This is a genomic window from Shewanella sp. VK101 (assembly GCF_056497865.1).
Genome location: NZ_CM151402.1, coordinates 2,526,721 through 2,551,945, shown reverse-complemented (window position 1 = coordinate 2,551,945; position 25,225 = coordinate 2,526,721). Strand labels below are relative to the sequence as shown.

17 protein-coding genes, 2 tRNA genes and 1 pseudogene are annotated in these 25,225 nt (G+C 53.3%); 15 read left to right on the top strand and 5 right to left on the bottom strand.

Annotation, left to right across the window (positions count from 1 at the left end; translation table 11 throughout):
* The first annotated feature begins 71 nt into the window (after nt 1–71).
* The 6 genes from abiEi (at nt 72) to ACSHSR_RS11515 (ending at nt 4,378) form a co-directional block, all read left to right on the top strand.
* Nucleotides 72–593 carry a type IV toxin-antitoxin system AbiEi family antitoxin gene (abiEi, locus tag ACSHSR_RS11540; protein WP_045282739.1) on the top strand — a complete coding sequence of 174 codons (522 nt, stop codon included), beginning with the start codon at nt 72–74 and terminating at the stop codon, nt 591–593.
* Nucleotides 594–868: 275 nt separating this feature from the next.
* The gene (gene uvrY / locus ACSHSR_RS11535) at nt 869–1,513 is read left to right on the top strand and encodes a UvrY/SirA/GacA family response regulator transcription factor (RefSeq protein ID WP_025009635.1); all 645 of its coding nucleotides are present in this window, start codon (nt 869–871) and stop codon (nt 1,511–1,513) included.
* Between the two features lie 90 nt (nt 1,514–1,603).
* The gene (gene uvrC / locus ACSHSR_RS11530; RefSeq protein ID WP_117200649.1) at nt 1,604–3,433 is read left to right on the top strand and encodes an excinuclease ABC subunit UvrC; all 1,830 of its coding nucleotides are present in this window, start codon (nt 1,604–1,606) and stop codon (nt 3,431–3,433) included.
* 47 nt (nt 3,434–3,480) lie between these two features.
* Complete coding sequence (gene pgsA / locus ACSHSR_RS11525) at nt 3,481–4,029, top strand: CDP-diacylglycerol--glycerol-3-phosphate 3-phosphatidyltransferase (RefSeq protein ID WP_028779289.1); 549 nt, start codon at nt 3,481–3,483, stop codon at nt 4,027–4,029.
* A 163-nt stretch (nt 4,030–4,192) separates the two neighbouring features.
* Nucleotides 4,193–4,268 (top strand) — tRNA-Gly (locus tag ACSHSR_RS11520).
* A 36-nt stretch (nt 4,269–4,304) separates the two neighbouring features.
* Nucleotides 4,305–4,378 (top strand) — tRNA-Cys (locus tag ACSHSR_RS11515).
* 213 nt (nt 4,379–4,591) lie between these two features.
* Here the strand turns inward: ACSHSR_RS11515 and ACSHSR_RS11510 are convergent.
* Nucleotides 4,592–4,882 (bottom strand): annotated as a pseudogene (locus tag ACSHSR_RS11510) (HU family DNA-binding protein); the annotation flags it as partial.
* 203 nt (nt 4,883–5,085) lie between these two features.
* Here ACSHSR_RS11510 and ACSHSR_RS11505 point away from each other — a divergent pair.
* Together ACSHSR_RS11505 and mepK are read left to right on the top strand one after the other, a co-directional pair.
* Nucleotides 5,086–6,540: a L,D-transpeptidase family protein gene (locus ACSHSR_RS11505; RefSeq protein ID WP_479630772.1), complete on the top strand. Its 1,455-nt coding sequence runs from the start codon at nt 5,086–5,088 to the stop codon at nt 6,538–6,540.
* 452 nt (nt 6,541–6,992) lie between these two features.
* Nucleotides 6,993–7,541: a peptidoglycan L,D-endopeptidase MepK gene (gene mepK, locus ACSHSR_RS11500; RefSeq protein ID WP_054744685.1), complete on the top strand. Its 549-nt coding sequence runs from the start codon at nt 6,993–6,995 to the stop codon at nt 7,539–7,541.
* Here mepK and ACSHSR_RS11495 read toward each other — a convergent pair.
* Nucleotides 7,429–7,932: a hypothetical protein gene (locus tag ACSHSR_RS11495; RefSeq protein ID WP_044734399.1), complete on the bottom strand. Its 504-nt coding sequence runs from the start codon at nt 7,930–7,932 to the stop codon at nt 7,429–7,431. The genes mepK and ACSHSR_RS11495 overlap by 113 nt on opposite strands.
* Before the next feature lie 296 nt (nt 7,933–8,228).
* Between ACSHSR_RS11495 and rplY the strand changes: the two genes are divergently transcribed.
* Nucleotides 8,229–8,516, top strand: coding sequence for a 50S ribosomal protein L25 (gene rplY / locus ACSHSR_RS11490; protein ID WP_045282740.1), 288 nt, complete (start codon nt 8,229–8,231; stop codon nt 8,514–8,516).
* Nucleotides 8,517–8,690: 174 nt separating this feature from the next.
* Here the strand turns inward: rplY and tamB are convergent, their stop codons facing one another.
* Entirely contained in the window at nt 8,691–12,689 is a 3,999-nt protein-coding gene (gene tamB, locus ACSHSR_RS11485; protein ID WP_479630771.1) for an autotransporter assembly complex protein TamB, read from the bottom strand.
* A complete protein-coding gene (locus ACSHSR_RS11480) occupies nt 12,686–14,485 on the bottom strand; it encodes an autotransporter assembly complex protein TamA (protein WP_037474016.1) in 1,800 nt (599 codons plus the stop codon). The genes tamB and ACSHSR_RS11480 overlap by 4 nt, the downstream gene beginning before the upstream one ends.
* Nucleotides 14,486–14,669: 184 nt before the next feature.
* Between ACSHSR_RS11480 and ACSHSR_RS11475 the strand changes: the two genes are divergently transcribed.
* The 3 genes from ACSHSR_RS11475 (at nt 14,670) to hrpA (ending at nt 20,200) form a co-directional block, all read left to right on the top strand.
* The gene (locus ACSHSR_RS11475) at nt 14,670–15,704 is read left to right on the top strand and encodes an isoaspartyl peptidase/L-asparaginase family protein (protein WP_071237610.1); all 1,035 of its coding nucleotides are present in this window, start codon (nt 14,670–14,672) and stop codon (nt 15,702–15,704) included.
* Between the two features lie 95 nt (nt 15,705–15,799).
* Nucleotides 15,800–16,216, top strand: coding sequence for a CBS domain-containing protein (locus ACSHSR_RS11470; RefSeq protein ID WP_028779284.1), 417 nt, complete (start codon nt 15,800–15,802; stop codon nt 16,214–16,216).
* A 108-nt stretch (nt 16,217–16,324) separates the two neighbouring features.
* Nucleotides 16,325–20,200, top strand: a complete 3,876-nt coding sequence (hrpA, locus tag ACSHSR_RS11465) for an ATP-dependent RNA helicase HrpA (protein WP_479630770.1) — start codon at nt 16,325–16,327, stop codon at nt 20,198–20,200.
* A gap of 143 nt (nt 20,201–20,343) precedes the next feature.
* Here hrpA and ACSHSR_RS11460 read toward each other — a convergent pair whose 3' ends face one another.
* Complete coding sequence (locus tag ACSHSR_RS11460) at nt 20,344–21,693, bottom strand: ammonia-forming cytochrome c nitrite reductase subunit c552 (RefSeq protein WP_479630769.1); 1,350 nt, start codon at nt 21,691–21,693, stop codon at nt 20,344–20,346.
* Between the two features lie 582 nt (nt 21,694–22,275).
* On the opposite strand from ACSHSR_RS11460, the gene ACSHSR_RS11455 reads away from it, so the two are divergent.
* From ACSHSR_RS11455 to napA, 3 genes are read left to right on the top strand one after another with little or no spacing between them, the layout of a single operon-like run.
* Complete coding sequence (locus ACSHSR_RS11455) at nt 22,276–22,437, top strand: nitrate reductase (RefSeq protein WP_025009643.1); 162 nt, start codon at nt 22,276–22,278, stop codon at nt 22,435–22,437.
* A 38-nt stretch (nt 22,438–22,475) separates the two neighbouring features.
* Nucleotides 22,476–22,733 carry a chaperone NapD gene (locus ACSHSR_RS11450; protein WP_025009644.1) on the top strand — a complete coding sequence of 86 codons (258 nt, stop codon included), beginning with the start codon at nt 22,476–22,478 and terminating at the stop codon, nt 22,731–22,733.
* Between the two features lie 2 nt (nt 22,734–22,735).
* The gene (gene napA, locus ACSHSR_RS11445) at nt 22,736–25,225 is read left to right on the top strand and encodes a nitrate reductase catalytic subunit NapA (protein WP_109248021.1); all 2,490 of its coding nucleotides are present in this window, start codon (nt 22,736–22,738) and stop codon (nt 25,223–25,225) included.

Below are 25,225 nucleotides of genomic sequence, written 5' to 3'. Positions count from 1 at the left end.
CTCGTTCCAATAGGCTTTAAGTGGACATTTAGGTATGCTATTAAGCGCTTTTATGTCTATTTGATTGGATTATGGATATCAGTACTGCTTTGCAACGGCTGCACAGTTTTGATCGTAAAGGTATTTATGTTTATACCAAGGGGAATCTCAGGCGGCTATTTTTTGATGATACGGCAGACGCGTTTAAGCAGAGCCTGCCTAGGTTGATAAAGCAGGGGATCCTGGAAAGGCCCTGCCGCGGCGTATACCTGTTTGCACTGAGCCGGCGAGATAGTTACGCGGTGGAGCATATCGCCTGTGCACTGCGGCGCGGTGAGTATAACTATGTTTCGCTGGAATCGGCCCTGTCTGAATACGGTGCGATTTCGCAGATCCCTATCAGCTACATTACCGTGATGACCACAGGTCGAAAGGGGGTTTTTAAGACACCCTATGGCACTATCGAATTTACCCATACCCAGCGCGATGACATGGATATTTTGCACAATACCATCAAAATTCCGCAAAGGCCGCTGCGTATGGCTACAGAAGCGGCTGCCCTGAGAGATCTGAAACGGGTTGGCCGGAACTTGCATATGTTAGTTGAATCCTAACCGGCTCAATGTTTACCCGAACCTATTTATCTTTCGACCAAGGCATTGTTGACTGACTTTGGCATTTTATTGCCTTGGCAAGAGAATTTTTATGCAACAAAAGGGAAGATTGTTGCACTTTATCCCTTATCCAAGTCAACATAAGAATGAGTTTCTTTTATAATCATAAAGTTAACTTGAGCTTTTCTATTGTCGGCAGATGGGCTAAATTATCCCAAAGGCTTCGAAGAATCAGGGCTACACGAAAAGGCCGACAATAATAAGGTGGGTTGAAGTTGATATCCGTATATTTGGTGGATGACCATGAGTTGGTCAGGACCGGGATCCGCCGGATCCTCGAAGATGAGAAAGGCATTAAAGTTGTAGGGGAAGCCGGTGATGGCGAAGCTGCTGTGCAGTGGAGCAGGCAGAATGAAGCCGATGTGATTTTGATGGATATGAATATGCCCGGAATAGGGGGGCTTGAGGCCACCCGTAAAATTCTGCGTTACCAACCTCATGCCAGAATCATAGTATTGACTATTCACTCAGAGGATCCTTTCCCGACCAAGGTGATGCAGGCCGGTGCTTCCGGTTATTTGACCAAGGGCGCCAAGCCGCCGGAGGTGATCCAAGCCATTCGGCAGGTCGCTCACGGGCAGCGATATCTGTCACCGGAAATTGCCCAGCAGATGGCCTTGAGTCAGTTTGATCAGACTGATGAGAACCCCTTCAAGTCGCTGTCTGAGCGGGAATTGCAGATCATGATGATGATCACCAATGGTGAGAAGGTCAATGATATCTCCGAGCAGCTGAACCTCAGCCCCAAGACGGTTAACAGCTACCGCTATCGCTTGTTTGCCAAACTGGGGATCAGCGGCGATGTAGAGCTGACCCGATTGGCGATTCGATATAAAATGCTCGACACCGGGCAGTTCTGATTTACACAGGGAGCCATGGCTCCCTCTTTCTTTGTTGTTTTCTGTCCCTGAAATCTTTATCTCCTCAGCCGTTATTCATAGAGTGGGTTCATGCCGCAGGAATTCAATCCCAAGCTTTTTCTTAAAAATCTGACCTCAGCACCGGGCGTCTATCGTATGTATGACAGCGGCGGTAGCGTGATTTACGTGGGCAAGGCCAAAGATCTCAAGAAACGGCTCTCGTCTTATTTTCGCAAGAATCTGCCCAATGTGAAGACTCAGGCGCTGGTGTCCCATATCGCCAATATCGATGTGACACTGACTCACAGTGAAACCGAAGCACTGATCCTGGAAAACGATTACATCAAGCAGTACTTGCCGAAATACAATGTGCTGCTCAGGGATGACAAGTCTTACCCCTTTATTTTGCTGAGCCAGCACAGGCACCCCAGGCTTGCCTACCACAGGGGGCCGCAACGGGAGAAGGGGCAGTATTTCGGGCCTTATCCCAATGGCGGTGCGGTGCGTGAAAGCCTGCATTTGATGCAGAAACTGTTTCCTATTCGTCAATGTGACGATCTCTACTACAAGGCGCGCTCGCGTCCCTGTTTGCAGTACCAGCTCAAGCGTTGCAGCGCCCCTTGTGTCGGCAAGGTCTCGGACGAGGAATATCTGGAGCAGGTCAAGTTGGCGACCCTGTTTCTCAAGGGCAAGGATCAACAGGTGCTCAGCGCCTTGGTCAAGAAAATGGAGCAGGCGGCCGAGTCCATGGCCTACGAGCAGGCGGCCCGCTATCGGGATCAGATCATGGCGCTCAGACGAGTGGCCGAGCAGCAGGAAGTGTCATCCAGCCATGGTGATCTTGATGTTATTGGGGTTCACTACGCCTCAGGGGTGGCCTGTTTCCACCTGTTGTTTATTCGCGAGGGCAAGATTTTCGGTAGCCGCAGCTACTATCCCAGCGTGCCGGCGCAGACCGAAATGGCTGAGGTACTCAGAGCCTTTATGCTGCAGTTTTATCTCAATGTCGATATTCAGCGTACTATCCCGCGGGAAATTCTCCTGAGTGACGGCTATGAGGAGCTGGAAGAGCTGGAGCAGGTGTTAATGGACGCACTGAACAAGAAAGTGGCCATCCGCACTCGGGTCAGGGGGGACAGAGCAGGTTATCTGCGCCTGGCCAAGACCAATGCTACCAATGCCGTCAATACCAAGCTGGCCCACCGCAATACGGTGGAGCAGAGATTCCTGCTGCTTGAAGAGGCGCTTGAACAAAGCACCCCGATTAAGCGTATGGAGTGCTTCGATATCAGTCATACCATGGGGGAGAGCACTGTGGCCTCCTGCGTGGTGTTCAATCGTGAAGGGCCGGACAAGAGCGAATATCGGCGCTACAACATCAAGGGCATTACTCCCGGTGATGATTATGCGGCGATGAAGCAGGCCTTGACTCGCAGGTTTGATAAAGTCAATGCACAGGGCAAGATCCCGGATATTGTCTTTATCGATGGCGGCCTTGGGCAACTCAGAATGGCTCAGGAAGTGGTCAACGAAAAGTTTGTCGGCATAGAGGCCGTACCCACGCTTATCGGGGTCGCCAAAGGTGAAAGCCGCAAACCCGGGTTGGAAACCCTGATCTTCGGTGATACCGAAGAGAGCTTTTCACTGCCGGATGACTCACCGGCGCTGCATCTTATTCAACATATTCGTGATGAATCCCACAGGTTTGCGATTACCGGTCATAGAAATAAACGCCAAAAGACCCGCAACACCTCAAGCCTTGAGTCTATCCCGGGGATTGGCCCGAAAAGACGCAAGGCTTTGCTGCAATATCTGGGGGGATTGCAACAGGTGAAGGGGGCAAGTGTGGCGGAATTGGCAAAAGTGCCCGGGATTAGTCCAGAAATGGCTCAAACGATACACGATGCATTGCGGGGGTAGTAAAAATCAGGCAAGATTGGCGCTGCTTTTGATTATTTGGTTTTATCATGCCGTTTAATATACCCATCGCCCTTACCTGGTTTAGGCTGTTCTTACTGCCTGTTTTTGTTCTGGTATTTTACTTACCGTACAGTTGGGCGCCGTTTATGGCTGCATTTGTTTTCTGGCTCGCAGCCATTACCGACGCCTTGGATGGGTATGCGGCCCGTAAACTGGAGCAGTCCACTCGTTTTGGTGCCTTCCTGGATCCTGTGGCCGATAAGCTGATGGTGACCACGGCCCTGGTGCTGCTGGTTGAAGACTACAACACCATCTGGCTGACCTTGCCGGCGCTGTTTATGATAGGGCGTGAGCTGGTGATATCGGCGCTGCGTGAGTGGATGGCCGAGATAGGTAAACGCGGCGCTGTGGCGGTATCCTGGATTGGCAAGTACAAGACGGCAGCCCAGATGGTGGCAATTATTGGCCTTATCTGGAAGCAGGGCGACTGGATGATCTATACCGCCTATGCCTTGCTGTATGTGGCGGCTTTCTTAACCTTCTGGTCGATGATCAGTTATATCAAGGCCGCCTGGAAGGATCTGATAGCAGGTTAAACGGTGCTAGTTTGTGCCCGATTGCACAATAATGTTTCGATAAGATTATTTAGTGTCCAAGCAAACAGTTAAGCACTAATTCTTCGTTGACAGTCGGGGTTAAAAGCGTAAAATGCCAATCCGTGGTCAGGGCTGGCTCTGAATACGAAGCAAGAAAAGTGATGCGACATTAGCTCAGTTGGTAGAGCGGTACCTTGCCAAGGTACAGGTCATCGGTTCGAACCCGATATGTCGCTCCAATCTCACACAGCACCTCAATGCTGTGACCCCAAAAAGGCGCGATGGCAGAATGGCTATGCTGCGGATTGCAAATCCGTCGATCTCGGTTCGACTCCGGGTCGCGCCTCCAAATTTAATCCCCCTAAATTGAATTCCCTTAAAGTCACTAGAAGCAGACTTAGCCCTTGTTTTCATACCAAGTTTACGTTCGTTAATAGCTGCTGACTTTTATCACATCAAATCCCGGTTCAACTGTCAGATACAAGCGTCAGTATTGATATCTTTGGCCAGCAACAAGCATGACTATTGATGCAGGGGGCAGAGAGCCTGCCCCGAGAACGTATTACTCTGGCTGCAGAGCCTGTTTCAGCGAAGGGGAAGCCTTAAAGCTAGGCTGATTGCTGCCGGCAATCTCCAAAGGTTCACCGGTTTGTGGGTTACGGCCGTTGCGGGGAAGGTGGTATCTGAGCTCGAAAGTGCCAAACTGCGGCAGATAAACCTTCTCGCCTTCACTGAGTGCCTGGGTAAGGCTAGCCAGAATATGCTGCAGTTGCACTTTGGCTTGAGCCTTTGAGATCTGTTGTCTTTCGGCCATCTGCCGAATGAGCATTTGTCTGTTCATTATATTGCCTGTTACTGCTTTGGCAGGATTTTATATCAGAATAATCTCCATGATCACAGGCTTGTGCTGATAAGTGGTTAATTATCAATCGCTAATAATCATTTACTTGCCAATGTATTATGTTAATCAATGGTCGTTCAGCCAATTGTCAGCAAAATATCATCGAATCACGGCGCATATTTGCCATAATTGAGCTTATGTCCCGGGAGGCCGATATGACAAAGCGCGTGTTAATGCCTTTACTGATCATTCTGCTCCTCAGCGGCGCGGCATATGCAGTTAAAGCCGATGATGCCGCTATCAGGATCCTGAATAATCAGCTGCAGTTGCTGGCTCTGCTGCCTGAAGGGCAGGAGTTTGCCGATGATTTACGTTCCATGAGCCGCGGCGATCTTAACCTTCAACTGGAGTTGCGTGAGGGGATTGAACAGGATATTGCAGCCTTCTGGAAGCGTCGTGGCGTTCCTTTGGCCTTCAACACGCTACCCCTTGACGCCAATTCGCTCAGCCGGGCGCTGGCGCTGGAGCCTCAGGAAGACGACTATCTGGCAACCAGCAGCCGGATCCGCTATCTGATTTGGCTCGCTGAGCGGCATCAATGGCCCAGGTTGGATCCCGGTGGTTGGTTACGCCCTGGCGACAGTCATCTGCTGATCCCAACAATTGCGAAGCGTCTATATTGGCTTGGCGATCTCAGCAGCGAGCCGGGCGATAACAAGGTTTATTCACCGCAGCTGGCCTCGGCGGTAGAAGCGTTTCAATCCCGTCATGGGCTTAAAACCGATGCCATCATAGGCCCTGATACGCTGCGTTGGCTCAATACTGAACCATTGCAACGTGCCCGCATGCTGGCCGGCAACTTCGTCGCCCGCACCGTCTACAAGCAGCAATTGGGAAAGCGCTATCTGTTGGTGAATATCCCGGCGTTTGAGTTGACTCTCGTGGATGACAACCAGGTGCAGTTACGCTCCAGGGTCATAGTCGGCAAACCCTATCGGCAAACACCACTGCTCAGCAGTGAGGTATCCAATATCGTTTTAAATCCTACCTGGACTGTGCCAAGGGGTATACTGAGGCGCGACTTACTGCCGCAGATCCGCAAGGATGGTGAATATCTGCAGCAGCGGCATTTCAATGTCTATGACTATCAGGGCAATAGAGTGGAAGAGAGCGCCGAAGCCTGGCAAAAAGAGGCGAGTGGCCGTTTCCCTTATCGTTTGGTACAACAACCGGGCGCCGATAATGCCTTGGGACGCTACAAGTTCCATTTCAGCAATGGTTTTAATGTTTATCTGCATGACACACCGGACAAGCATCTGTTTGCCAAAGCCAATCGAGCCCTGTCTTCCGGTTGTATCCGGGTCGACAAGGTGGAAGAGTTGGCGTCCTGGATGGCCAATAATCTGGTGCGGGACAAGAGAACCTGGCAGCGGATGCAAAGTGACTATCAAACCACTCAATGGTTTGCCTTTGAGCAGCGCCTGCCTGTTCACCTGGTTTATTGGACTGCGTGGATGGATGAGCGGGAAAGAGCGCAATTTCGCAGTGACATCTATCAATTGAGCCCGGGAGTTAAGGTGGCACTTGCGGCGCAGACAATAAGGAATACTGAATTGGCCCACAAGGCAGAGCAGCGTCAGGGACGTGAAGAGCATTTGCTGCGTCCTTGAGAAACAGTTTCTTTGGGGCGCCTAACCCAAGCTTTACTAAGGAAGGTGCGAACAAGTCCCATGTGTGCTCTGCGTCGGCTTACAGGCCTGGATGCAAGGCGTGGTTCGCAGCAAATGGCCCTAGTCCTTTGCAAGAAGCACAACACAGCAGGCAGGCCTGTAAGCCACGCCCTTCGGGGCTTGCACAGCAACCGGCTCTCTGCGTTATCTGACTTTGACAGGCCCCGGCATGCCTTCAGTCAGATGCCTTGAACGCCAATTGTTGTGCAAGCCAGAGTGCCACGAGGACTTATTCGCACCTTCCCTAACTTAATGTGGTGCAAGGAATTATCTCGATTTCTGTCTATTTCATCTCAAAAGGCCGCGGCGCTGCCTCTAAATCGGCGCTTGACCTTGGCGTTAATCCCGTATAATTTGCCGCCTTGTGGTTGTTTTTTGTGCAAGGTGAGTAAGTGTCAGTAGTATGTCCTGCCCGTAGGCAGTTGTTGATGGGCCTTGGCGGCGCGGCAATGGTTTCTATGCTTCCTTCAAAAGCGATGGCGAGTCGGTCTACTAAAGGTAGTCGATATCTGAGTTTTTATAACCGGCATACAGGGGAGCGTGGCGATGGGACTTATTGGAAAGACGGTCATTATCAGAGTAACACTCTGTCGCAGTTCAGCCATCTGCTGAGAGATCATCGGCTGAATTTGGCGGCCCCTATGGATAAACGCCTGTTCGATCTCCTGTTCAGCCTACAGCAGACGCTGTCGGTTTCTGAAGAGATCCATGTGATTTCAGGTTATCGCTCGCCTAAAACCAACGCCATGTTGGCCGGCAAGAGTAACGGCGTAGCCAAGAAGAGTTACCATATGCGGGGTATGGCAATGGATATCGCGATCCCCGGAGTTAAGCTTGAGACTTTGCGTGAGGCTGCCCTGTCATTAAAACTAGGGGGAGTCGGCTATTATCCGAAGTCGGGATTTGTCCACGTTGACTGCGGGCCGGTGCGCAGCTGGTAGGTTTTTCCGGCACAGAGAGATTGGTTTCCGCCCTGCGGATAAAGCCCTGTTCGCGGGGCTTTCTATCTTCAAGCAGTGCCATCAGCTCGCTGAACTGCAATCTGAGACGTAACAGCTCGCGGGTTTGCTGCCAGTCGGCGACCAAGGTGTTGAGTCTGTCATAAAAGAGGGCGTCTGAGCTCAATTGCTCGATGAGATCCGGGCAGTTGCAGGCACGCATCAAATGTAACAGATGGCCGCTTTTCTGCTGATTACAGGCGAGAAACTCCAATAAAATCAGGTCGAGCTTCTCCTGTTGAAACGGAGCATGTTCGATCAAGTAATGGAGTTCCGCTGCCAGTTTATAGCACAGGCTATCATCCCGTATCAGTTGCTGCAGATTGGCGTTCATCGGCCTGCTTCATGTAATAAAACCAGATTACTGAAAGCAGGGTAGCAGCAGGGCGATGGAAAAATTGTGATCTCGATCAGGGTAAAACCTCTGCTAAGCAATGGCTTTTCTTAATGATTACAGATGTTACAGATGAGCAACAGCGGGAGAGAGAAATTGACTTCACTTTTACCTGTAAAAGGCAAATCAGCTTGTCTGCTCAGTTGCCTCTGTGCTAGTATTCGCCCGCTTTATATGAAGGCCGCTATTGGTCGAAAATAGTGGCCAGTTATTGACTATCAAAAGAGTATTATTATATGTCTTACACTATTCCAGCACAAACCCGCACTGAGATTGGGAAAGGTTCGAGCCGCCGCCTGCGTCGTGACGGGAAAGTTCCAGCCGTTATCTATGGCGCCGGCAAAGAAGCCGTTGCTATTGTGTTCGAGCACAAAGATATCATCAACATCCAAACCAACGATGACTTCTACACCAGCGATCTGACCATAGTTCTGGACGGTAAAGAAGTTAAAGTACGCGCTCAGGCTATGCAGCGTCACGCGTTCAAGCCAATGATCGAGCACGTAGACTTCGTTTACGCTTAATCGATAATTGGATGTTGAAAAGCGCCCTCAGGGCGCTTTTTTTATGTCTGCATTTTGGGTTTGGAGCTGCAGGGACAGCTAGTTAGGCTTTAAGTCGCATTTTATGTCCAGGCCGGATGGGATAAGTAGCGGATGCCCGCAAGGCTGACATCCGCTACCATGAGTGTTTACAGCTTAAAGATCAAAGCTGTAGTAGATATCCAGTGACTGGCCCAGAGTGCCGGATACACTTTCCAGATAGAGCTGCGACAACAGATAGTAGCGTACCGTCATTTCATAACCCGGATTGAATACACCGACACCGTATTTGATCATCAAATCTTTGCCAATATAGCCGCTGATGGCGACTTTACCATCATCATTGGTATCCAACTGCACATTGGAGAAGCCAAACATCTCCACCAGGCCGGCCGCCGTGTCGCCCAGGCTGGAAATGGCGCCGCCATCGACCTGGGAGCTAAGCGACAGCGCTGCGCCCATCATCAGTGAGTTGTTCTGCTCATTGCCGGAGCCAAAACCTTTACCCTGAACAATATAGGAGAGGATTTCGGCCTGCTCCTTGGCGGGGTTGGAAAACAGGGTCACTATTGGTTTGTTGGGAGTGCCTGTAATACGTACCCCGGCGGTGACATCTTCATCGCGGATCTCCCGGATAGCCTCGATATTGAGGTTGGGGATTTGCATAGGCCCAACAAACTGCACCGCACCTGTGGCAATTTTCAGCGTCTGCCCCATGAATTTATAGCTGCCGTTAACTACCTTGATATCACCAAAGAGTTGCGGCGGCTTCTGCGGCGATTGCTGCATCCGTAAGGTACCCACCAACATCCCTTTGAGACCCATACCATCGATAGCCAGCTTATCACCGACATCAATATTCAGATCGGCGCTCAAAGCCATGGGGGATGCCTTGGCCTCCTGCTCGGAAATAGAGTCGCTGAATACCACATCGGATGATACGCTCACCCCTCCGGCCGGCAGTTGCACCACCTTGATATTGCCGGAGAGCACCTTGACCTCACCCTTGATATCGAGCGCGTCCGGGCTGAAATGCAGTTGAATATCCGGGCTGACATTGACAATTGCCAGTGGTGGTTGAATGACACCGAGTTCTTGTCCCTTGAGCTGGATATCACCGCTGAATTGTCCTTCAGGCCAACGCAGTTGACCGCTGAGGTTCGCCTGGCCGCTGCCCATCATCCACTGGCCCTGGAGCTCGGCGGTTTGGCCGGCAAAGGCCATATCCAGTGATATCTGCTCCAGTCTAGTGGGGTTGACTGTACTGGCCAGGGCTCCATCGCGTAGGTTAAGTTGACCACTGAGCTCTGGGTTGTTGAGGCTGCCAGCCAACTTCAGATTGGCGCCGAGTAAACCCTCAATGGTTTCAAGTTGTGGCATGAACTGGCCAAGCAGTTGTAGATTGATTTTTTCAATATTGACGTAACCACTGAGGCTGCGATCCGGAGTGACCTTGATATCCAGCTGGCTTTCCCAGCGGGCAAGAGCATCGGAATTGAACAGAATATGGCTTCTCAGCGCATCATCATCCAGGGTGGCGTTGAGTTTCAACGCCTGATAGTCGACGCTGGCACTGGCTTGCTGTTTGCGTTTAAGGCTGACTTTCCCGGGAGCCAACTGGAAGTCGAGCTTACCCTGCGGACGTGCGCCGGGTTTCCAGGCGATGGCGGCATCCATCAAGGCATCACCCTGCCAGCTGAACTGCTCGGGTAACAGCTTGGCGAGCAGTTGCCCGGGTTGCCCCTGATAATGCAACTTGGCTTCACCCTTGTCACTGAGGCTGACATTATCGGTCAGGCAGAGTCTGCTGGATGGGTGACTCAAACAAAAGCCACTGAGTTCACCACGGTTCTGCTTGAGATCCCAGTTCAGTGACACTGTTTGTTCAAGCTGCCACAGCCCCAGAATGGATCCCAAGTTGAATTTGCTGAGTTCCACCTTGGCCTTTTGTTTGGCGAGATCCAGCTTGCTGTGGATGGCAGTATCCAGCTGCAGATCGCCCTCGGTTTCCAGCCCCAGTTTCTGTTGCTGTTCATTACCTTTGGCTCTGAGAGTGATGCCATCGAGATGAATACCTGCGCCGTCAAATTCACCTGTCTTCAGCGATAGGGCAAACTCATGCAGATCCAGCGGTGCATAGAGCGCCTTGAGTTGACTGCCGCTGAGTTTGAGATCGCCAAATCTGATGCTCTGGGTATTGGCCTTGAGCTGTACCTGCGGGTGTTTGGCATCGCCCACCACCTGGATATCTGCCGTCAAAGCACCGAAAGCCTCGGGATGCCAGAGATTGAAATCGGGCACGTCCAGCGTGGCACTGAGATCCCATTGCTCTTTGGCGCTGCCGGAAAGGTCCAGGCGGGTATTGAGCGCCCGCAGCGATAATCCCTGGCTGCTGAGCTGCAGCGAATCATCTATATCCAGATCGCCAGTCAGTTCAAAGGGCAGGCGGTCCAATGAGCCCTGAAGTTGGGTCTGCTTCAGACTCACTCGCCACTTGCTATCCTGCCAGCGACCACTGCTGGCCAGCTGTCCGCTGATATCGCTGGACGGGATCACCGGCGTATCTTCCGCCAGACTTTCTTCAGATTTGCCCTCGTCAGCTTGGCTTTGTGCACTTGTTGCCTCGTTGTCACTCTTACGCTTGTTGTGGGCAACTTGGCTATTTTGGTCTTTTTCCTTAGCAGCTTCTTCGGTAGAAGGCAGGGTTATTGCGCCGCTGTTGAAGTGTGAAAGCGCAAGATTTGCATCCCAGGCGATGCCATCGGCGTAATCCAGCGTACCCTGGAGTACAAGTTTACCGGCGCTGCTGTCACTGCTGAACTCTTCAATCTTGAGTCTTTGGCCTTGATGCGCCAGGCGGGTATTGAGGCTGAGCTCAGGGTAGAAGGGAGTGCTTATCTGAGCGACCACACTGGCGGCCTGTTGCTTGAGGCTGCCGCGGCTTTCCAACGCCAGTCCGCTGACACTGTACTGAGCCAGATCAAAGGGCCAATGCAGTTCCCCTTCTGAGATGTTTACTGAATAGGGCAGTTCAGGGTTGGCGAGATTGACGCTGGCATTGAGTGCCAGGCTCTGCTCGCCACTGAGTTTGGCCTTGAGCTGCAAGTCGCTGAAATCTCCCTTGAGGGCGAGATCCAGCTGTTGCTGCTCGAGTCCCGGTAGTTCAGGTAAACGCTGTAACTCCAGTTGTACCGTCAGTGCCATGGGCCAATGTTTATCCAGAGTCAGTTCACCTTCCAGCGACAGACTGGCATCTGTGTGTTTGGCATAAAACTCGTTGACCCGCAGCTCGGCGCCAATGTAGCTGGCGCTGAGACGCAGTTCCTCAAACCTGTCATCCCGCCCCATGATCTGCAGGCGCGAGTCCTTTAGCTCGGCATGCTTTAAATAGATGGGGAAGGGCATGGCAACGTTTGGCATCTGCGCCAGCACCCATTCATCAGTCTCACTCTTTGGTGCCGCTTTTTGTTGCTTGGCCGCTGCGGCTGATTTGTCTTTGTCTGTCGCTTGCGCTTCTGCCGCATTAGCCTCAGGGATCAGCACGCTGAGTCCGCGACTTTCAAGCTGGATGATCTGCAAACCACTTTCCTGCCAATTGGCTGCTGTATTCAATGCCGCAGCACCAAAATGCATCTCATCGACCCGCACTTGAATATCCGTGAGGCTTGCTTGCTTCAGGCTGATGCCAAAGGGCAGTACCAGTTCTCCCGAGCTTGGCGCTTCTTCCTCTGTGGCGGAATCTGAGGCAAAGGCCTGGGTGTCTATGGCGACCCGGGTTGTTGTCAACTCCAGGGCGTCGACACATAACTGCTTTTGCAAAAGGCAGGCAGGCTGCCAGGCAAGGGTAACGGCGTCTGCATCGACACTGATGCCGTCCATCTGCCAGTGTACCTGTTTGAGTTGCAGCTCCCGGTTCAGGGTGCCGGAAGCATATTCCAGCTCAAGATCCGGCACCAGAGCACTGGCAAGAAATACCGCTAAATGGCTCCCGGGTGCCGTGCCCAGCAAGAGTGCCAACAGCACCAGCAAGCCGAGCGGGATATACAAAAGTGTGCGGGTGAACCAACTCAAGGACTTGAGCCACAGGGGGCGCGTCTTTTTCGCCACTTGCTTGCTGCTTGGGTTGGGTTCCTGTGGCATTGGGGCTTGGCTCATAATTCTGTCCCCATGGTCAGGTGAATACGCCAGGGCCTGTCTTCGGCATCGGATTCGTGCAGGCCAAAGCCCACATCCAGTTTGATGGGGCCTATGGGGGATATCCAGTGAATACCACCGCCCACGGAAACCACAGGTTCAAATTGACTGACATCAAAGGCGTTACCTGCGTCGACAAAGGTACCGAGCCGCCAGCTTGGGGTTAGGTAGTATTGATACTCCAGGCTACCGACCGCCAGATAGCGGCCACCGACCACTTCCCGTGAAAGGCCACCCTGATCATTGGTGTAATCCAAGTGAGGCCCAAGTTCCTGATAGCTGTAACCACGAATACTCTGATCGCCACCGGCGAAGTAACGCAGCGACGGCGGGATCAAGGCCAGATCGCCTTCGGCCGCCAGGTTGACCCCGAGATCGAGACGGGAAACAAATCTGTGCTTTTCAAAGAAAGTCTCAATCCATTTGAATTTGGCCTGCATCCGAGTCAGGCGGATTTCTGAACCCAGTGAAGGATCGGCATATTCAATACTGTAAAGTTGCCGGAAACCCGACTTGGGATCCAGGCTGTTATCGCCGCGTATGGTCTTGGACAGCGTGGTACCAAACAGCAAAAATCCAGGATCATAATCAATATCCGACTGGGTGTAGCTTTCCTGAATCGCTTCCAGCGAGTAGCTCAGTAGCCAACCGTTATGCAGGCGTTTGCTGCGGCCAACCCCGAGAAGCTTCTTGGTCGATTCCAACTGACCTGTATTGCTAAAGTCCCTGTCCTCAGGAACATAGTCCTGAGTTACGCCGTATTTGTCCCTCAGCAGACCGACGCGGATCTTGAGCTGATCATCCAAAGGATGAGTCAGGGGAATAGTATAGGTAGAGAGGAATTTGGGTCTGTCTCTCGACCACTCTATGCTGGTCTCCTGGGAATGGCCGTAACTGTTAATCTGCGGGGTGCGCCAGGTCACCCGGACCCTGGGATCCAGGCTGCTGTCTGTGCTGGAGCCGATGTCGGCACCCAGACCCAGCTCAATGGAGTGATCCGGTCTTGGGGTCAATTCGACCCGTACCGGGATGCTGTCTTCTGTCAACTTGTCGATTTGGGGCAACACCTTGATATTGGCAAAATAGCCGGTATCCAGCAGCTCCTGATTGAGCCGCGTGAGCTTGCGGGTACTGTAGGGCGCGCCGGGCTTGAACGGCAACAAGTCATCGAGCAACTGCGGCTGCAGGCTGTGGCCTTCAAAGCTTACTTCGCCAAATTGGTAACGCTTGCCCGAGTCAAAATACAGGTTGAACTGTGCCAGATTGAGGTCGCGATTAACGCGGATCTCTGATTTTTGATAATGGCCATCAAAATAGCCCCGGGCCAGCGCCAGCGAAATAAGCTGCGACTTTATCTGTTCATAATCGCCGTGGTTGAGGGGATCGCCGGGTTTGACCTTGACCTGACTGAGCCAGCGGTTGATCCAGGGGTCGTTGAGTACTTCGCCTTCGAGGCGGATATCGACCCACTGCAGACGGGTAACTTCTCCCGGAGTGATAGTGAGCTTGAGCTCCCACGGCCCTTGTTCGCTTTCCTTGAGCTCTTGTTCCAACTTGCCATGGTAATAACCCATGGATTCCAGCGCGGCCTCAACGCTGTCGCTGACATTAAATAGATAGGCACGGCGCTGCACCTTGGACTCCGGAAAGTTGCCCAAGTGTGCGCGGATATTTTTCTCAAGCTCGCCCGAAACCCCTTCAATGCGGAGATTAAGCAGAGGATCATCGGCGGCCACTACCTGGGGGCTTGCCAGCATGATCGACGCAAAACTCAGGATATACGCGGGAAAGCGACTGTATTTGGTCAAGGAAATCAGAACTTTTGCTTAGCGTAACATTGCTGCTATTGTCGCCTCTGATCTTGGCTCAGGCAAGTAACAGATTGCCATCCAGGCATAAAATGGTTACAAAGGCAGCAGTCGTTAATATGGAAGCAATACAATGAAAACAAAAATAAAAACTCTTGCCCTGAGCCTGGGACTCCTGTTACCTGGGTTGCTGCCGGCCTGGGCGGCCGAGGCTCCTTTTGCGATTGCCATTCATGGTGGCGCCGGCACTATTTCCAAGGCGGCCTTGACTGAAGAGCAGCAAAAAGCCTACCGCGACAAGCTGACTGAAGCCGTCAATGCCGGTTATAAGGTGCTGGATAAGGGCGGCGCCAGCATGGAGGCGGTGCAGGCTGCCATCAGAGTGCTGGAAGACAGTCCCTTGTTTAATGCCGGAGTCGGCGCAGTGTATACCTTTGATGGTGCTCATGAACTGGATGCCTCCATTATGGACGGCAAGAGCATGAATGCCGGTGCAGTGGCCGGGGTTAAACATATACGTCATCCAATCGATCTCGCCAGAGCCGTGATGGACAAGTCAGAGCATGTGATGCTCTCGGGGGCGGGCGCCGAGGAGTTCGCCCTGACGTTGGGAATGGAGCTGGTGCCCGGCAATCGCTTTGACAGCGAAGCGCGCTATCAGCAGCTTCTCGATGCTAAGGCCAAAATCAACGCCGCCGAAGCCAATAAAGACTTTCAGGCGCGTCTTAGTCCTCTGGATCTTGATTACAAGTTCGGTACCGTTGGCGCAGTGGCATTGGATAAGCAGGGCAACCTGGCAGCCGGGACCTCGACCGGCGGCATGACAGCCAAACGTTATGGCCGCATCGGTGATTCACCTGTAATAGGTGCCGGCACTTATGCCGAGAACGGTGTCTGCGCCGTTTCGGCGACCGGCCACGGTGAGTACTTTATCCGTTTCCATGTGGCCGGCGATATCTGCGCCAGGGCCAAGTATCAGCAAAAATCGATTTTGCAGGCTGCCGATGAAGTGATCAACCAGCGGCTGATCTCTGCCGGCGGCAGTGGCGGGGTGATTGCCATTGACCAAAGGGGCAATGTGGCAACGCCGTTCAATACGGAAGGTATGTACCGTGCCTGGCGCAAGAGCAATCAAGCGGCGGAAGTGATGATCTGGCGGGATAACTAAAATTTTGGATTGAGGCAATCGCTGCTGCCTTGAACCCCAAGGGCAAAATATTGGCTACACTGAACAATGAAGCCGTTTTGAACTTGGGGAAAGCTATGGATTCGATAAAAATACGTGATCATATGGACCGTCAGCCTGTGCTGCTGAAGGCGGATATGTCGATAGCCACTGCGGTGGAAAAACTGCTTGAGGCCAATAAGGGCGGGGCTCCCGTGGTGGATGCAGCAGGAAGCCTGGTGGGCTTTTTGTCACAGCAAGACTGCATGGCCGCCATGCTCAAGAGCAGTTATCACTGCGATTTGACCGCCGTGGTGCGCGACTGCATGCGCGCCGATGTTCTTTGGGTCAGGCCGGATGACAGCATATTACAGCTGGCCGAGCAGATGCTGGGGCAGAAACCGAAAATATACCCAGTGGTGGAAGATGGCCGGGTGGTGGGAACCATCAACCGTACCAATGTGCTCAAGGCCATGAACATCTATATGCAGCAGTGTTATTTGACTCCGGCCTGACAACAACGCTTGATTTGACTGAAATTTGGGCGTTATCAGTCAGTAAGCATACCCAAGACGGCGTATCCTTGTTAGGATCGCCGTTTTTGATCCCAATGGACACAGGTTTTGAACGCTAAGCTGCACCCACTCTCCCGCGAATATCTGGATCTCTGCTTTCAGGCCGATGCGGCGCGCATTCGCCGCAGCCTGTTCCGCTTGAAAAAAAGCCCCGATACAGAAGCCAAACAGCAAAAACTCGCCGAGCTCAGTGAAGCTGCGGTACAGGCTTATGAAAGGGCGCAGCAAAGGCTGGCAGACAGACCTGTCATCGAGTATCCGGATGAGCTGCCGGTGTCACAAAAGCGCGATGAAATCGCCTCGGCCATCATCAATCATCAGGTGGTGATAGTGGCCGGTGAGACCGGCTCGGGCAAGACCACTCAGCTGCCCAAAATCTGCCTCGACTTGGGGCTTGGCAGCCGTGGTCTGATTGGCCACACTCAGCCCAGGCGGCTGGCGGCCCGCAGTGTGGCCAGCCGGGTTGCCGATGAACTCAAGACAGAGCTGGGTCAGGCGGTGGGTTTTAAGGTTCGTTTCGCCGATGCGGTTTCCCAGGACTCCTATATCAAGTTGATGACAGACGGTATCCTGCTGGCAGAACTGGCATCGGATAAATGGCTCAGTCAGTATGATTGCCTCATCATAGACGAGGCCCATGAGCGCAGTCTCAACATCGACTTTATTCTGGGTTATCTGAAGCAAATTTTGCAAAAACGCCCGGAACTCAAGTTGATCATCACCTCGGCCACCATAGATGTGGAGCGCTTTTCCAGGCATTTTGACAATGCGCCCGTGGTGGAAGTGTCCGGCCGCACCTATCCGGTGGAAACCCGCTATCGCCCCTTGCTGCAGGATGACGACGCCGACTTGGATCTGATGGACGGCATCTTTGCCGCCGTCGATGAACTCTGTCGCGAAGGCCCGGGGGACATTCTGATTTTCATGAACGGCGAGCGCGAAATCCGCGATACCGCCGAGCAGCTGAAAAAGCGTAACCTGCGCGATACCGAGATCTTGCCGCTTTATGCCCGTTTGTCATACGGCGAGCAGTCCAAGGTATTCAAGTCGCATCCAGGGCGGCGCATTGTATTGGCCACCAACGTGGCCGAAACCTCGCTGACTGTGCCCGGGATCCGCTATGTTATCGACCCGGGTACCGCCAGAATAAGTCGCTACAGCTATCGCACCAAGGTGCAGCGTTTGCCGATTGAGCCCATCTCCCAGGCCAGTGCCAATCAACGCCAGGGACGTTGCGGCCGGGTTGGACCGGGGATCTGTATTCGCCTCTATGACGAACAGGACTTTATCAATCGGCCGGAGTTTACCGATCCTGAAATTCTGCGCACCAACCTGGCATCCGTGATCCTGCAGATGTTGGCTATAGGCCTGGGTGACATTGAGGGCTTCCCCTTCATTCAGCCACCGGATCCGCGCCATATCCGCGACGGTTTCCTGCTGCTAGAAGAGTTGCAGGCGGTGAGCAAGCACAAAGGGGCGCTGAAACTGACCCCGCTCGGGCGCAATCTGGCGAAGATCCCGGTCGATCCCCGCTTGGCCCGCATGGTGCTTGAGGCCAACAAGCTGGGTTGTTTGCATGAGGTGATGGTGATTGTCGCCGGGTTATCGATTCAGGATCCCCGCGAGCGGCCACATGAGAAGAAACAGGCCGCCGATGAGGCCCATCGCCGTTTTGCCGATAAAGACTCCGACTTTGTTGCCTGGCTCAATCTGTGGCAGTACCTCAAAGAGCAACAGAAGAGTCTGTCATCCAGCCAGTTCCGCAAGCAGGTGAAGGCCGAGTATCTGGCCTATTTGCGTATTCGCGAATGGCAGGACCTCTATGCCCAGCTGCGTCAGAGTGTGCACGACCTCAAGTGGCGCCTCAATAGTCAGGCCGCCGAATATGAACCACTGCATCAGGCGCTGCTCTCGGGGCTGCTGAGCCATATCGGCTTCAAGGATAAAGACAACGAGTATCTGGGGGCCCGCAACCGGCGCTTCTTTGTGTTTCCCGGCTCGCCGCTGGCCAAGAAGGGCCCCAAGTGGATTATGGCGGCCGAGCTTACCGAAACATCACGCCTGTTCGCCCGTACCTGCGCCCGTATCGATCCTGTATGGCTCGAGTCTCTGGCGGCGCATCTGGTCAAGAAGCAGCACAACGAGCCCCATTTCGAAGCCAAACAGGGCAGTGTGATCGCCCTGGAAAATCAGGTGCTCTATGGCCTCACCATAGTCAACCGCCGCCGGGTACAGTTTGGCCCACTGGAGCCGGTTAAGGCTCGGGAAATCTTTATTCGCTCGGCTCTGGCCGAGGGTGAGCTGCGCTGCTATGAAGCCTTCTTCAAGGCCAACCAGGCGTTGCTCGAAGAGGTGGAAGATCTCGAACACAAATCGCGGCGGCGCGACATTCTGGTGGATATTGATGCCTTATTCGCCTTCTACGATGAACGCATTCCACAAGGGATATACAACCAGCCCAAATTCAACACCTGGTGGAAACAGGCCAAAAAAGAGACCCCTGAGCTGCTCAATTTCAGCCGCGAACTCTTGATGCAAAGGGATGACACCCATGTATCGGCATTGGACTTCCCCGACAGCTGGCTGCGGGGCAATCTCAGCCTCAAGCTGAGTTACCATTTTGAACCGGCAGCCGAGGATGACGGCGTCTCTGTGCTTATTCCGGTGGCGCTGCTCAATCAGTTGGATGAAACCGATTTTGACTGGCAGGTGCCGGGACTCAGAGAGGAGAAGTGTGTTGCGCTGATCAAGTCCTTGCCCAAACCGCTGCGGCGCAATTTTGTGCCGGCGCCGGATTATGCCCGCGCCTGTGTGCAGGCGATGGAACCTTTTGCCCAGCCCCTGTTACCCTCCCTGTGCAAACAGCTGCTGAGAATGAGTGGCACCCGTGTCAATCCGGAGGATTTCGATCTCAACGCCATTGCCGACCATCTGAAGATGAACTTCAAGGTGGAAGACGATAAGGGCAAACTCCTGGCTCAGAGCCGGGATCTCGACAGCCTCAAGGCATCATTGCAGGGGCAGGTGAACCAAGCGATACGCAAGGTTGCCGACAAGGGTATAGAGCAAAACGCCCTGACCGAATGGAGCTTTGGCGACCTGCCAAAAGAATATCAAAGCCGCAAAGGCAGCTATGAGGTGAAGGCGTTCTCCGCCTTGGTGGATGCCGGCGATACAGTTTCTATCAAATTATTTGATGACGAACAGCAGGCGCTTTCCCAACACAGACAAGGGCTGAGAAAGCTGCTGCTTATCAATATTCCGTCGCCGGTGAAACATCTACAGCAGGCCTTGCCCAACAAGGCCAAACTGGCGATGTATTTCAATCCGTTCGGCCAGGTGCAGATACTGATAGATGACATTATTGCCGCGGCAATTCAGCAGCTTTTAGATGAGCAGCAGTTGGATGTCCGAAGCGCCGATGATTTTGTCAAAGCCAAGGAGATAGTCAGGGCCGAGCTCAATGAAACCGCAGCGGCCATCGCCCTTAAGGTGGAGCAGATTTTGACTTTGCACCAGAAGATCCGTAAGCGTCTCAAGGGCAAAATCAGCCTGGATATCGCCTTTGCCATGAGTGATATTCAAAGCCAATTGGACGCCCTGGTGTTCAAGGGATTTGTTGAAGCTTCCGGTTGGCGCCGTCTTGGCGATCTGATCCGCTATCTCAAGGCGATTGAGCTGCGCCTGGACAAGCTGCCGGTGGAGCCCAACCGTGACCGTTTGCACCTGCACAGCATTCACAACGCCGAGACAGAGTTCAAGGCCGCGCTTGCCAAGGCGCCGCGTAGCCAGGCGGTACCGGAGGCGCTGGCCGAGGTGCGCTGGATGCTGGAAGAGTACAGGGTCAGCTGTTTTGCCCAGAGTCTGGGCACTGCTTATCCGATATCGGAAAAGCGCATCCTCAACCAGTTGCAGCAGTTTTAACTGGACAGCTGCAGCTGGCTCCTAAAGTGGATGCGATAAAAACCAGGCGGGCCCAGAGCACAGCCAGAGTACACACAGTGCCTGCTGGTGCCCGCCTGGTAAACGGCCATATTTCCCACCGCGGCTATTGTTCACCTTGCTGCTCAATAGCCGAAGTTTGCAGCCTTGGACCAATGTTTTTTCACTTCAGTCTCGATGAAGGCTTGCTTCTCCTCGGTCAGCTTCTCCAGCTCTACGCCTATGGCAGCCTGCGCCTTGGCCTTGGTACTGTAGTCCGGATAATCGACTCGGGTGACGCCAAGTTCGGCATTCAGCTTGCTCAATATCTCTCTGGCAGCGCGGATCTGCTCTAAGCCCTTCTCCAGCAAGGCTTCACCCTCTTTGGCGTTGTGGGCGTGAATACCGTGGGATGACATGGCAAAGTCCCAGCGCCACTGTGCATGTCGTATCCCCATGATGGCATAGCCTATCTGTTGCCATTGGGCCCCTGCCTTCCAGGCGGCGCCGGCTTCATAATGGGCCTTGATAAGCAGTTCCTGCAACTGCTGCGCCTTGGCTTCCAGCAGCGCCTTGTTGTCGGTAATCAGCTGGGTAATTTGCTGCTGACTCTGGTGACAACTGCTGCATTTGGCCGCTTCAAAGTCCGGCAGATGGTTGGTTATCTTGTGGTTGGTGAAAGATTTGCCGTCGGCGCTGGTTTCCTGGGTCATATGACAGGTGACACAACTGATACCAGCCTTGGCGTGGGCGCTGCGATTCCAATGTTCAAACTCGGGATGGCGCGCCTTCACCAGCGGCGTTCTCGATACCGGGTGCACCCACTCGAAAAACTGCCGGGCATCATAATACTTTTCTATCTCATCGGCGCTGTTGCCGAAGATCCAGGGGATATTGACCTTGTCCTGACGCTCAGGCTGGAAGTAATAAGTGACATGGCATTGGCCGCAAACCTGTGATTGCTGCATCGACTGATTTTGTTCACCAAAGGGTTTGTGCACTTTGGCCATGGCGTCCTGGGCATGAGGTCTTGGCAGTGTCAGTTCAGCTGAGCCCTGGGTATGGCAATCGGAGCAGTACACAGGGTTTTGGATTTCCGGACCCAGCTCGGCAAAGCTCTTGGCCGAGAAGCCTTCGACGCCCAGCTCTTTCATCAGCCTGGGCGCATCCGGCGTCTTGCAGGTCCAACAGCTGGCCGACAGGGCTGTTTCACCAGCCTTGGGGCTAACACCACTGCGCAGACTGTGACTGACATCGGCGACGGCAAAGTGGTGCCCTCTGGGGCTATGGTACTCCTTGGCATAAGCCGAGCCGGCCCAGAGGATGACGCTGGCGGGGTTTTTCTCAAGCATATCTTCCCGCTGCAGTTCTTCGGCGGTTTGGGCCCAGGTCTGATATTGCAGGCTCGATGTTTTGTCTGCTGCGACAACAGAAAATGACAGGCTCAGGCTGAGCAAAATGGGGAGTGTGGCAGCAGAGTGGGGGAAGGGATTCACTAAAGGCTCTCCTTGGTTGGGCGACGTACAATCAGGCGTGTGAAATCTGCCCTGAAATTAAAAGATTTAACTAAAATGCATGATAATGCTAAGGTTCCAAACCAGTTGCTGCAACTGCAAGATACTGTTTTTACTGAGTTCTGTGACATAGAACAGGATTCTGTTTCGCCCTTGATTGCCGATCTATGCTTTTAAAGCCTGCCCCGGCTGGGCTCTACTCCCTAATGGATATTTTGCTCATTTCGTTGGTTTTTTGACCGCTATTTATTGGCGAAATAGCCACTTCTTTGCTGTATTTCATGTAAGCCTGAATAGCTAAAAACGGAAAATGTCGAAATTACAATCGATTGAGACGGTTGAAAGCTGTGATATCCGTCTTTTGCTGGCTATTTATATGATCCAGATCAACGGCATCAGGTGTTTACCAACTTGGGGGTATACAGTTTGTTAACACTTTGCCTTTATGATCGAAACCGAAAAACAAGTTGCATTTCAAAGGCGGCTTTAATCTGCCTGGCTTGGCGGCCGTTGCCCTGGAACAGCACAGCAGCAAGCCATCTTCATAGCGCCTAGGGAGGAGCCATGAGCGAGACACCGAGTACTGATGAAAAACGTCTGGAGCTGAAGATATTTATCTTCCTGACGGTTTTTTTGGCACCCCTGCTGTCGGTTTTACTGGTCAGCGGTCTGGGCTTTGCCATCTGGTTCAGCCAAATTTTAACCGGTCCACCGGGAGCCGGTTAACGCCAGCATAACGAGAGTCCTTAAAACAGGGGAACGAGATGAGTAGGGAACTGCATGTCAGCAGCCTGATCCTTCAGGTGATGCCACCCAAGATGGCCAGCGTTCGTCAGCAAATTCTGTCATTCGGCAATGCCGAGTTGTCGGTTAACGATGAAAGCAAGCTGGTTGTGGTGCTGGAAGGCCCGACCGAACAGGCGATCCTCGCCACCATGGACAAGATCAATGCCCTCAAGGGCGTGATCTCCACCGCTATGGTGTATCACCAGTGTGAACAGCTCGAAGAGGAAGAGCAATGAAAATGAACAGACGCGAATTCATGAAGGCCAATGCCGCCATGGCGGCAGCCGGGGTCGCCGGATTGGCTTTACCTGCCACCGCCAGCAACCTGATCACCAGTTCAGAACACACCCAGTTAGATTGGAACAAGGCGCCGTGCCGCTTTTGCGGTACTGGCTGCTCTGTGATGGTGGCCACCCGCGAAGGCCGGGTCGTGGCGACCCATGGCGATGCCAACAGTGAGGTCAACCGCGGCCTCAACTGCATTAAAGGCTACTTCCTGTCGAAGATCATGTATGGCCATGACAGGCTGCAGACTCCCATGCTGCGGATGACAGACGGCAAATACGACAAGCATGGTGAATTTACCCCTATCAGTTGGGATCAGGCCTTTGACATTATGGCCGAGAAGTGGAAGCACACCATCAAGACCAAAGGGCCGACGGCGGTGGGCATGTTTGGTTCAGGTCAGTGGACGGTTTGGGAAGGTTATGCCGCTTCCAAGCTGATGAAGGCGGGTTTCGGCTCCAATAATATCGATCCTAACGCCCGTCACTGTATGGCCTCGGCCGTGGGCGGTTTTATGCGTACCTTTGGCATGGACGAGCCCATGGGCTGCTACAACGATATTGAAGCTGCCGACGCCTTTGTGCTTTGGGGCTCCAACATGGCCGAGATGCACCCAATCCTCTGGAGCCGGGTCACAGACAGACGCCTTAGCGCGCCACATGTAAAAGTCTCTGTGATGTCCACCTTCGAGCACAGAAGCTTTGATTTGGCCGACTTGCCGATTGTCTTCACGCCGCAAACCGATCTGGCCATTCTCAACTATGTCGCCAACTACATCATCAGTAATGACAAGGTTAATTGGGACTTCGTCAACAAGCATGTGAACTTCCGCAGAGGTACAACCGATATCGGCTATGGCCTGCGGCCCTCACATCCGTTGCAGCAAAAAGCCAAGAACGTGGCCACCGCCGGTGAATCGACCCCAATGGACTTCGATCAGTTCAAGGCGTTTGTCGCCGATTACAGCCTGGAGAAGGTCAGCAAGCTCTCGGGCGTACCCGAACATAAATTGCTGGAGCTGGCGAAACTCTACGCCGATCCCGAGGTGAAGGTGACCTCCTTCTGGACCATGGGCTTTAACCAGCATACCCGCGGGGTTTGGTGTAACAACCTTATCTACAATATCCATTTGCTGACCGGCAAAATAGCCACCCCGGGCAACAGTCCGTTTTCACTCACAGGTCAACCTTCAGCCTGCGGTACTGCGCGGGAAGTGGGCACCTTCTCCCATCGCTTGCCGGCGGATCTGGTGGTGAATAATCCAGAGCACCGCAAGATTGCCGAGACCATCTGGAAAATCCCTTCCGGGATTATTCCGCCCAAGCCAGGCTACCACGCGGTAGAGCAGAACCGGCGCCTGAAAGATGGCGATCTCAACTGCTACTGGGTGCAGGTGAATAACAATATGCAGGCCGGCCCCAATATCAACGAAGAAGGCTTGCCCGGATACCGTAACCCGGAAAACTTTATTGTGGTGTCCGATGCTTACCCAACGGTTACCACCCAGGCCGCGGATCTCATTTTGCCCACTGCCATGTGGGTGGAGAAAGAGGGCGCCTATGGTAACGCCGAGCGCCGCACCCAGTTCTGGCACCAGTTGGTGACAGCGCCCGGACAGTCGCGCTCTGATCTCTGGCAGTTGCTGGAGTTCTCCAAGCGCTTTACCACAGACGAAGTCTGGTCCGAGGCTGTGTTGGCGGCCAATCCTGAATACAAGGGCAAGACCTTGTATGAAGTGCTGTACCAGAACGGCAATGTTGACAAGTTTCCTCTCAGTGAAAGCGATAACAAGTACCTGAACGACGAGGCCAAGCACTTTGGTTTCTATATACAAAAGGGGCTTTTTGAAGAATACGCCACCTTTGGCCGTGGTCACGGTCACGACTTGGCTCCCTTTGAAATGTACCACCAGGCCCATGGTTTGCGCTGGCCTGTGGTTGACGGCAAAGAAACCCTCTGGCGCTACCGTGAGGGCTCGGATCCCTACGTTAAACCCGGCAAGGGCTTTGAGTTTTATGGCAAAAAAGACGGCAAGGCGGTTATCTTCGCGCTGCCATACGAGCCGGCGGCAGAATCCCCGGATGCAGAATATGATCTCTGGCTCTCTACCGGGCGGGTGCTGGAACATTGGCACTCAGGCTCCATGACCCAGAGGGTACCCGAGCTCTATCGCGCCTTCCCGGATGCCGTGTGCTTTATGCATCCGGATGATGCCAAAAAACGCGGCCTGCGCCGAGGTGATGAGGTCAAGGTAGTATCCCGTCGCGGCGAGATACTGACCCGGGTGGAAACCCGCGGCCGCAACAAGCCGCCGGTGGGTTTGGTGTTTGTCCCCTGGTTCGATGCCAGTCAGTTGATCAACAAGGTGACTCTGGATGCCACGGATCCGCTGTCCAAGCAGACTGATTTCAAGAAGTGTGCCGTGAAAGTGATGAAGGCCTGA

What these genes read in the sequence shown, in the direction of transcription:
- ACSHSR_RS11455 (WP_025009643.1), top strand. Translation starts at nt 22,276, where the DNA reads ATGAGCGAGACACCGAGTACTGATGAAAAACGTCTGGAGCTGAAGATA.
- pgsA (WP_028779289.1), top strand. Translation starts at nt 3,481, where the DNA reads ATGCCGTTTAATATACCCATCGCCCTTACCTGGTTTAGGCTGTTCTTA.
- abiEi (WP_045282739.1), top strand. Translation starts at nt 72, where the DNA reads ATGGATATCAGTACTGCTTTGCAACGGCTGCACAGTTTTGATCGTAAA.
- napA (WP_109248021.1), top strand. Translation starts at nt 22,736, where the DNA reads ATGAACAGACGCGAATTCATGAAGGCCAATGCCGCCATGGCGGCAGCC.
- ACSHSR_RS11480 (WP_037474016.1), bottom strand. Translation starts at nt 14,485, where the DNA reads ATGCTGGCAAGCCCCCAGGTAGTGGCCGCCGATGATCCTCTGCTTAAT.
- ACSHSR_RS11505 (WP_479630772.1), top strand. Translation starts at nt 5,086, where the DNA reads ATGACAAAGCGCGTGTTAATGCCTTTACTGATCATTCTGCTCCTCAGC.
- tamB (WP_479630771.1), bottom strand. Translation starts at nt 12,689, where the DNA reads ATGAGCCAAGCCCCAATGCCACAGGAACCCAACCCAAGCAGCAAGCAA.
- ACSHSR_RS11495 (WP_044734399.1), bottom strand. Translation starts at nt 7,932, where the DNA reads ATGAACGCCAATCTGCAGCAACTGATACGGGATGATAGCCTGTGCTAT.
- ACSHSR_RS11475 (WP_071237610.1), top strand. Translation starts at nt 14,670, where the DNA reads ATGAAAACAAAAATAAAAACTCTTGCCCTGAGCCTGGGACTCCTGTTA.
- ACSHSR_RS11470 (WP_028779284.1), top strand. Translation starts at nt 15,800, where the DNA reads ATGGATTCGATAAAAATACGTGATCATATGGACCGTCAGCCTGTGCTG.
- ACSHSR_RS11450 (WP_025009644.1), top strand. Translation starts at nt 22,476, where the DNA reads ATGAGTAGGGAACTGCATGTCAGCAGCCTGATCCTTCAGGTGATGCCA.
- rplY (WP_045282740.1), top strand. Translation starts at nt 8,229, where the DNA reads ATGTCTTACACTATTCCAGCACAAACCCGCACTGAGATTGGGAAAGGT.
- uvrC (WP_117200649.1), top strand. Translation starts at nt 1,604, where the DNA reads ATGCCGCAGGAATTCAATCCCAAGCTTTTTCTTAAAAATCTGACCTCA.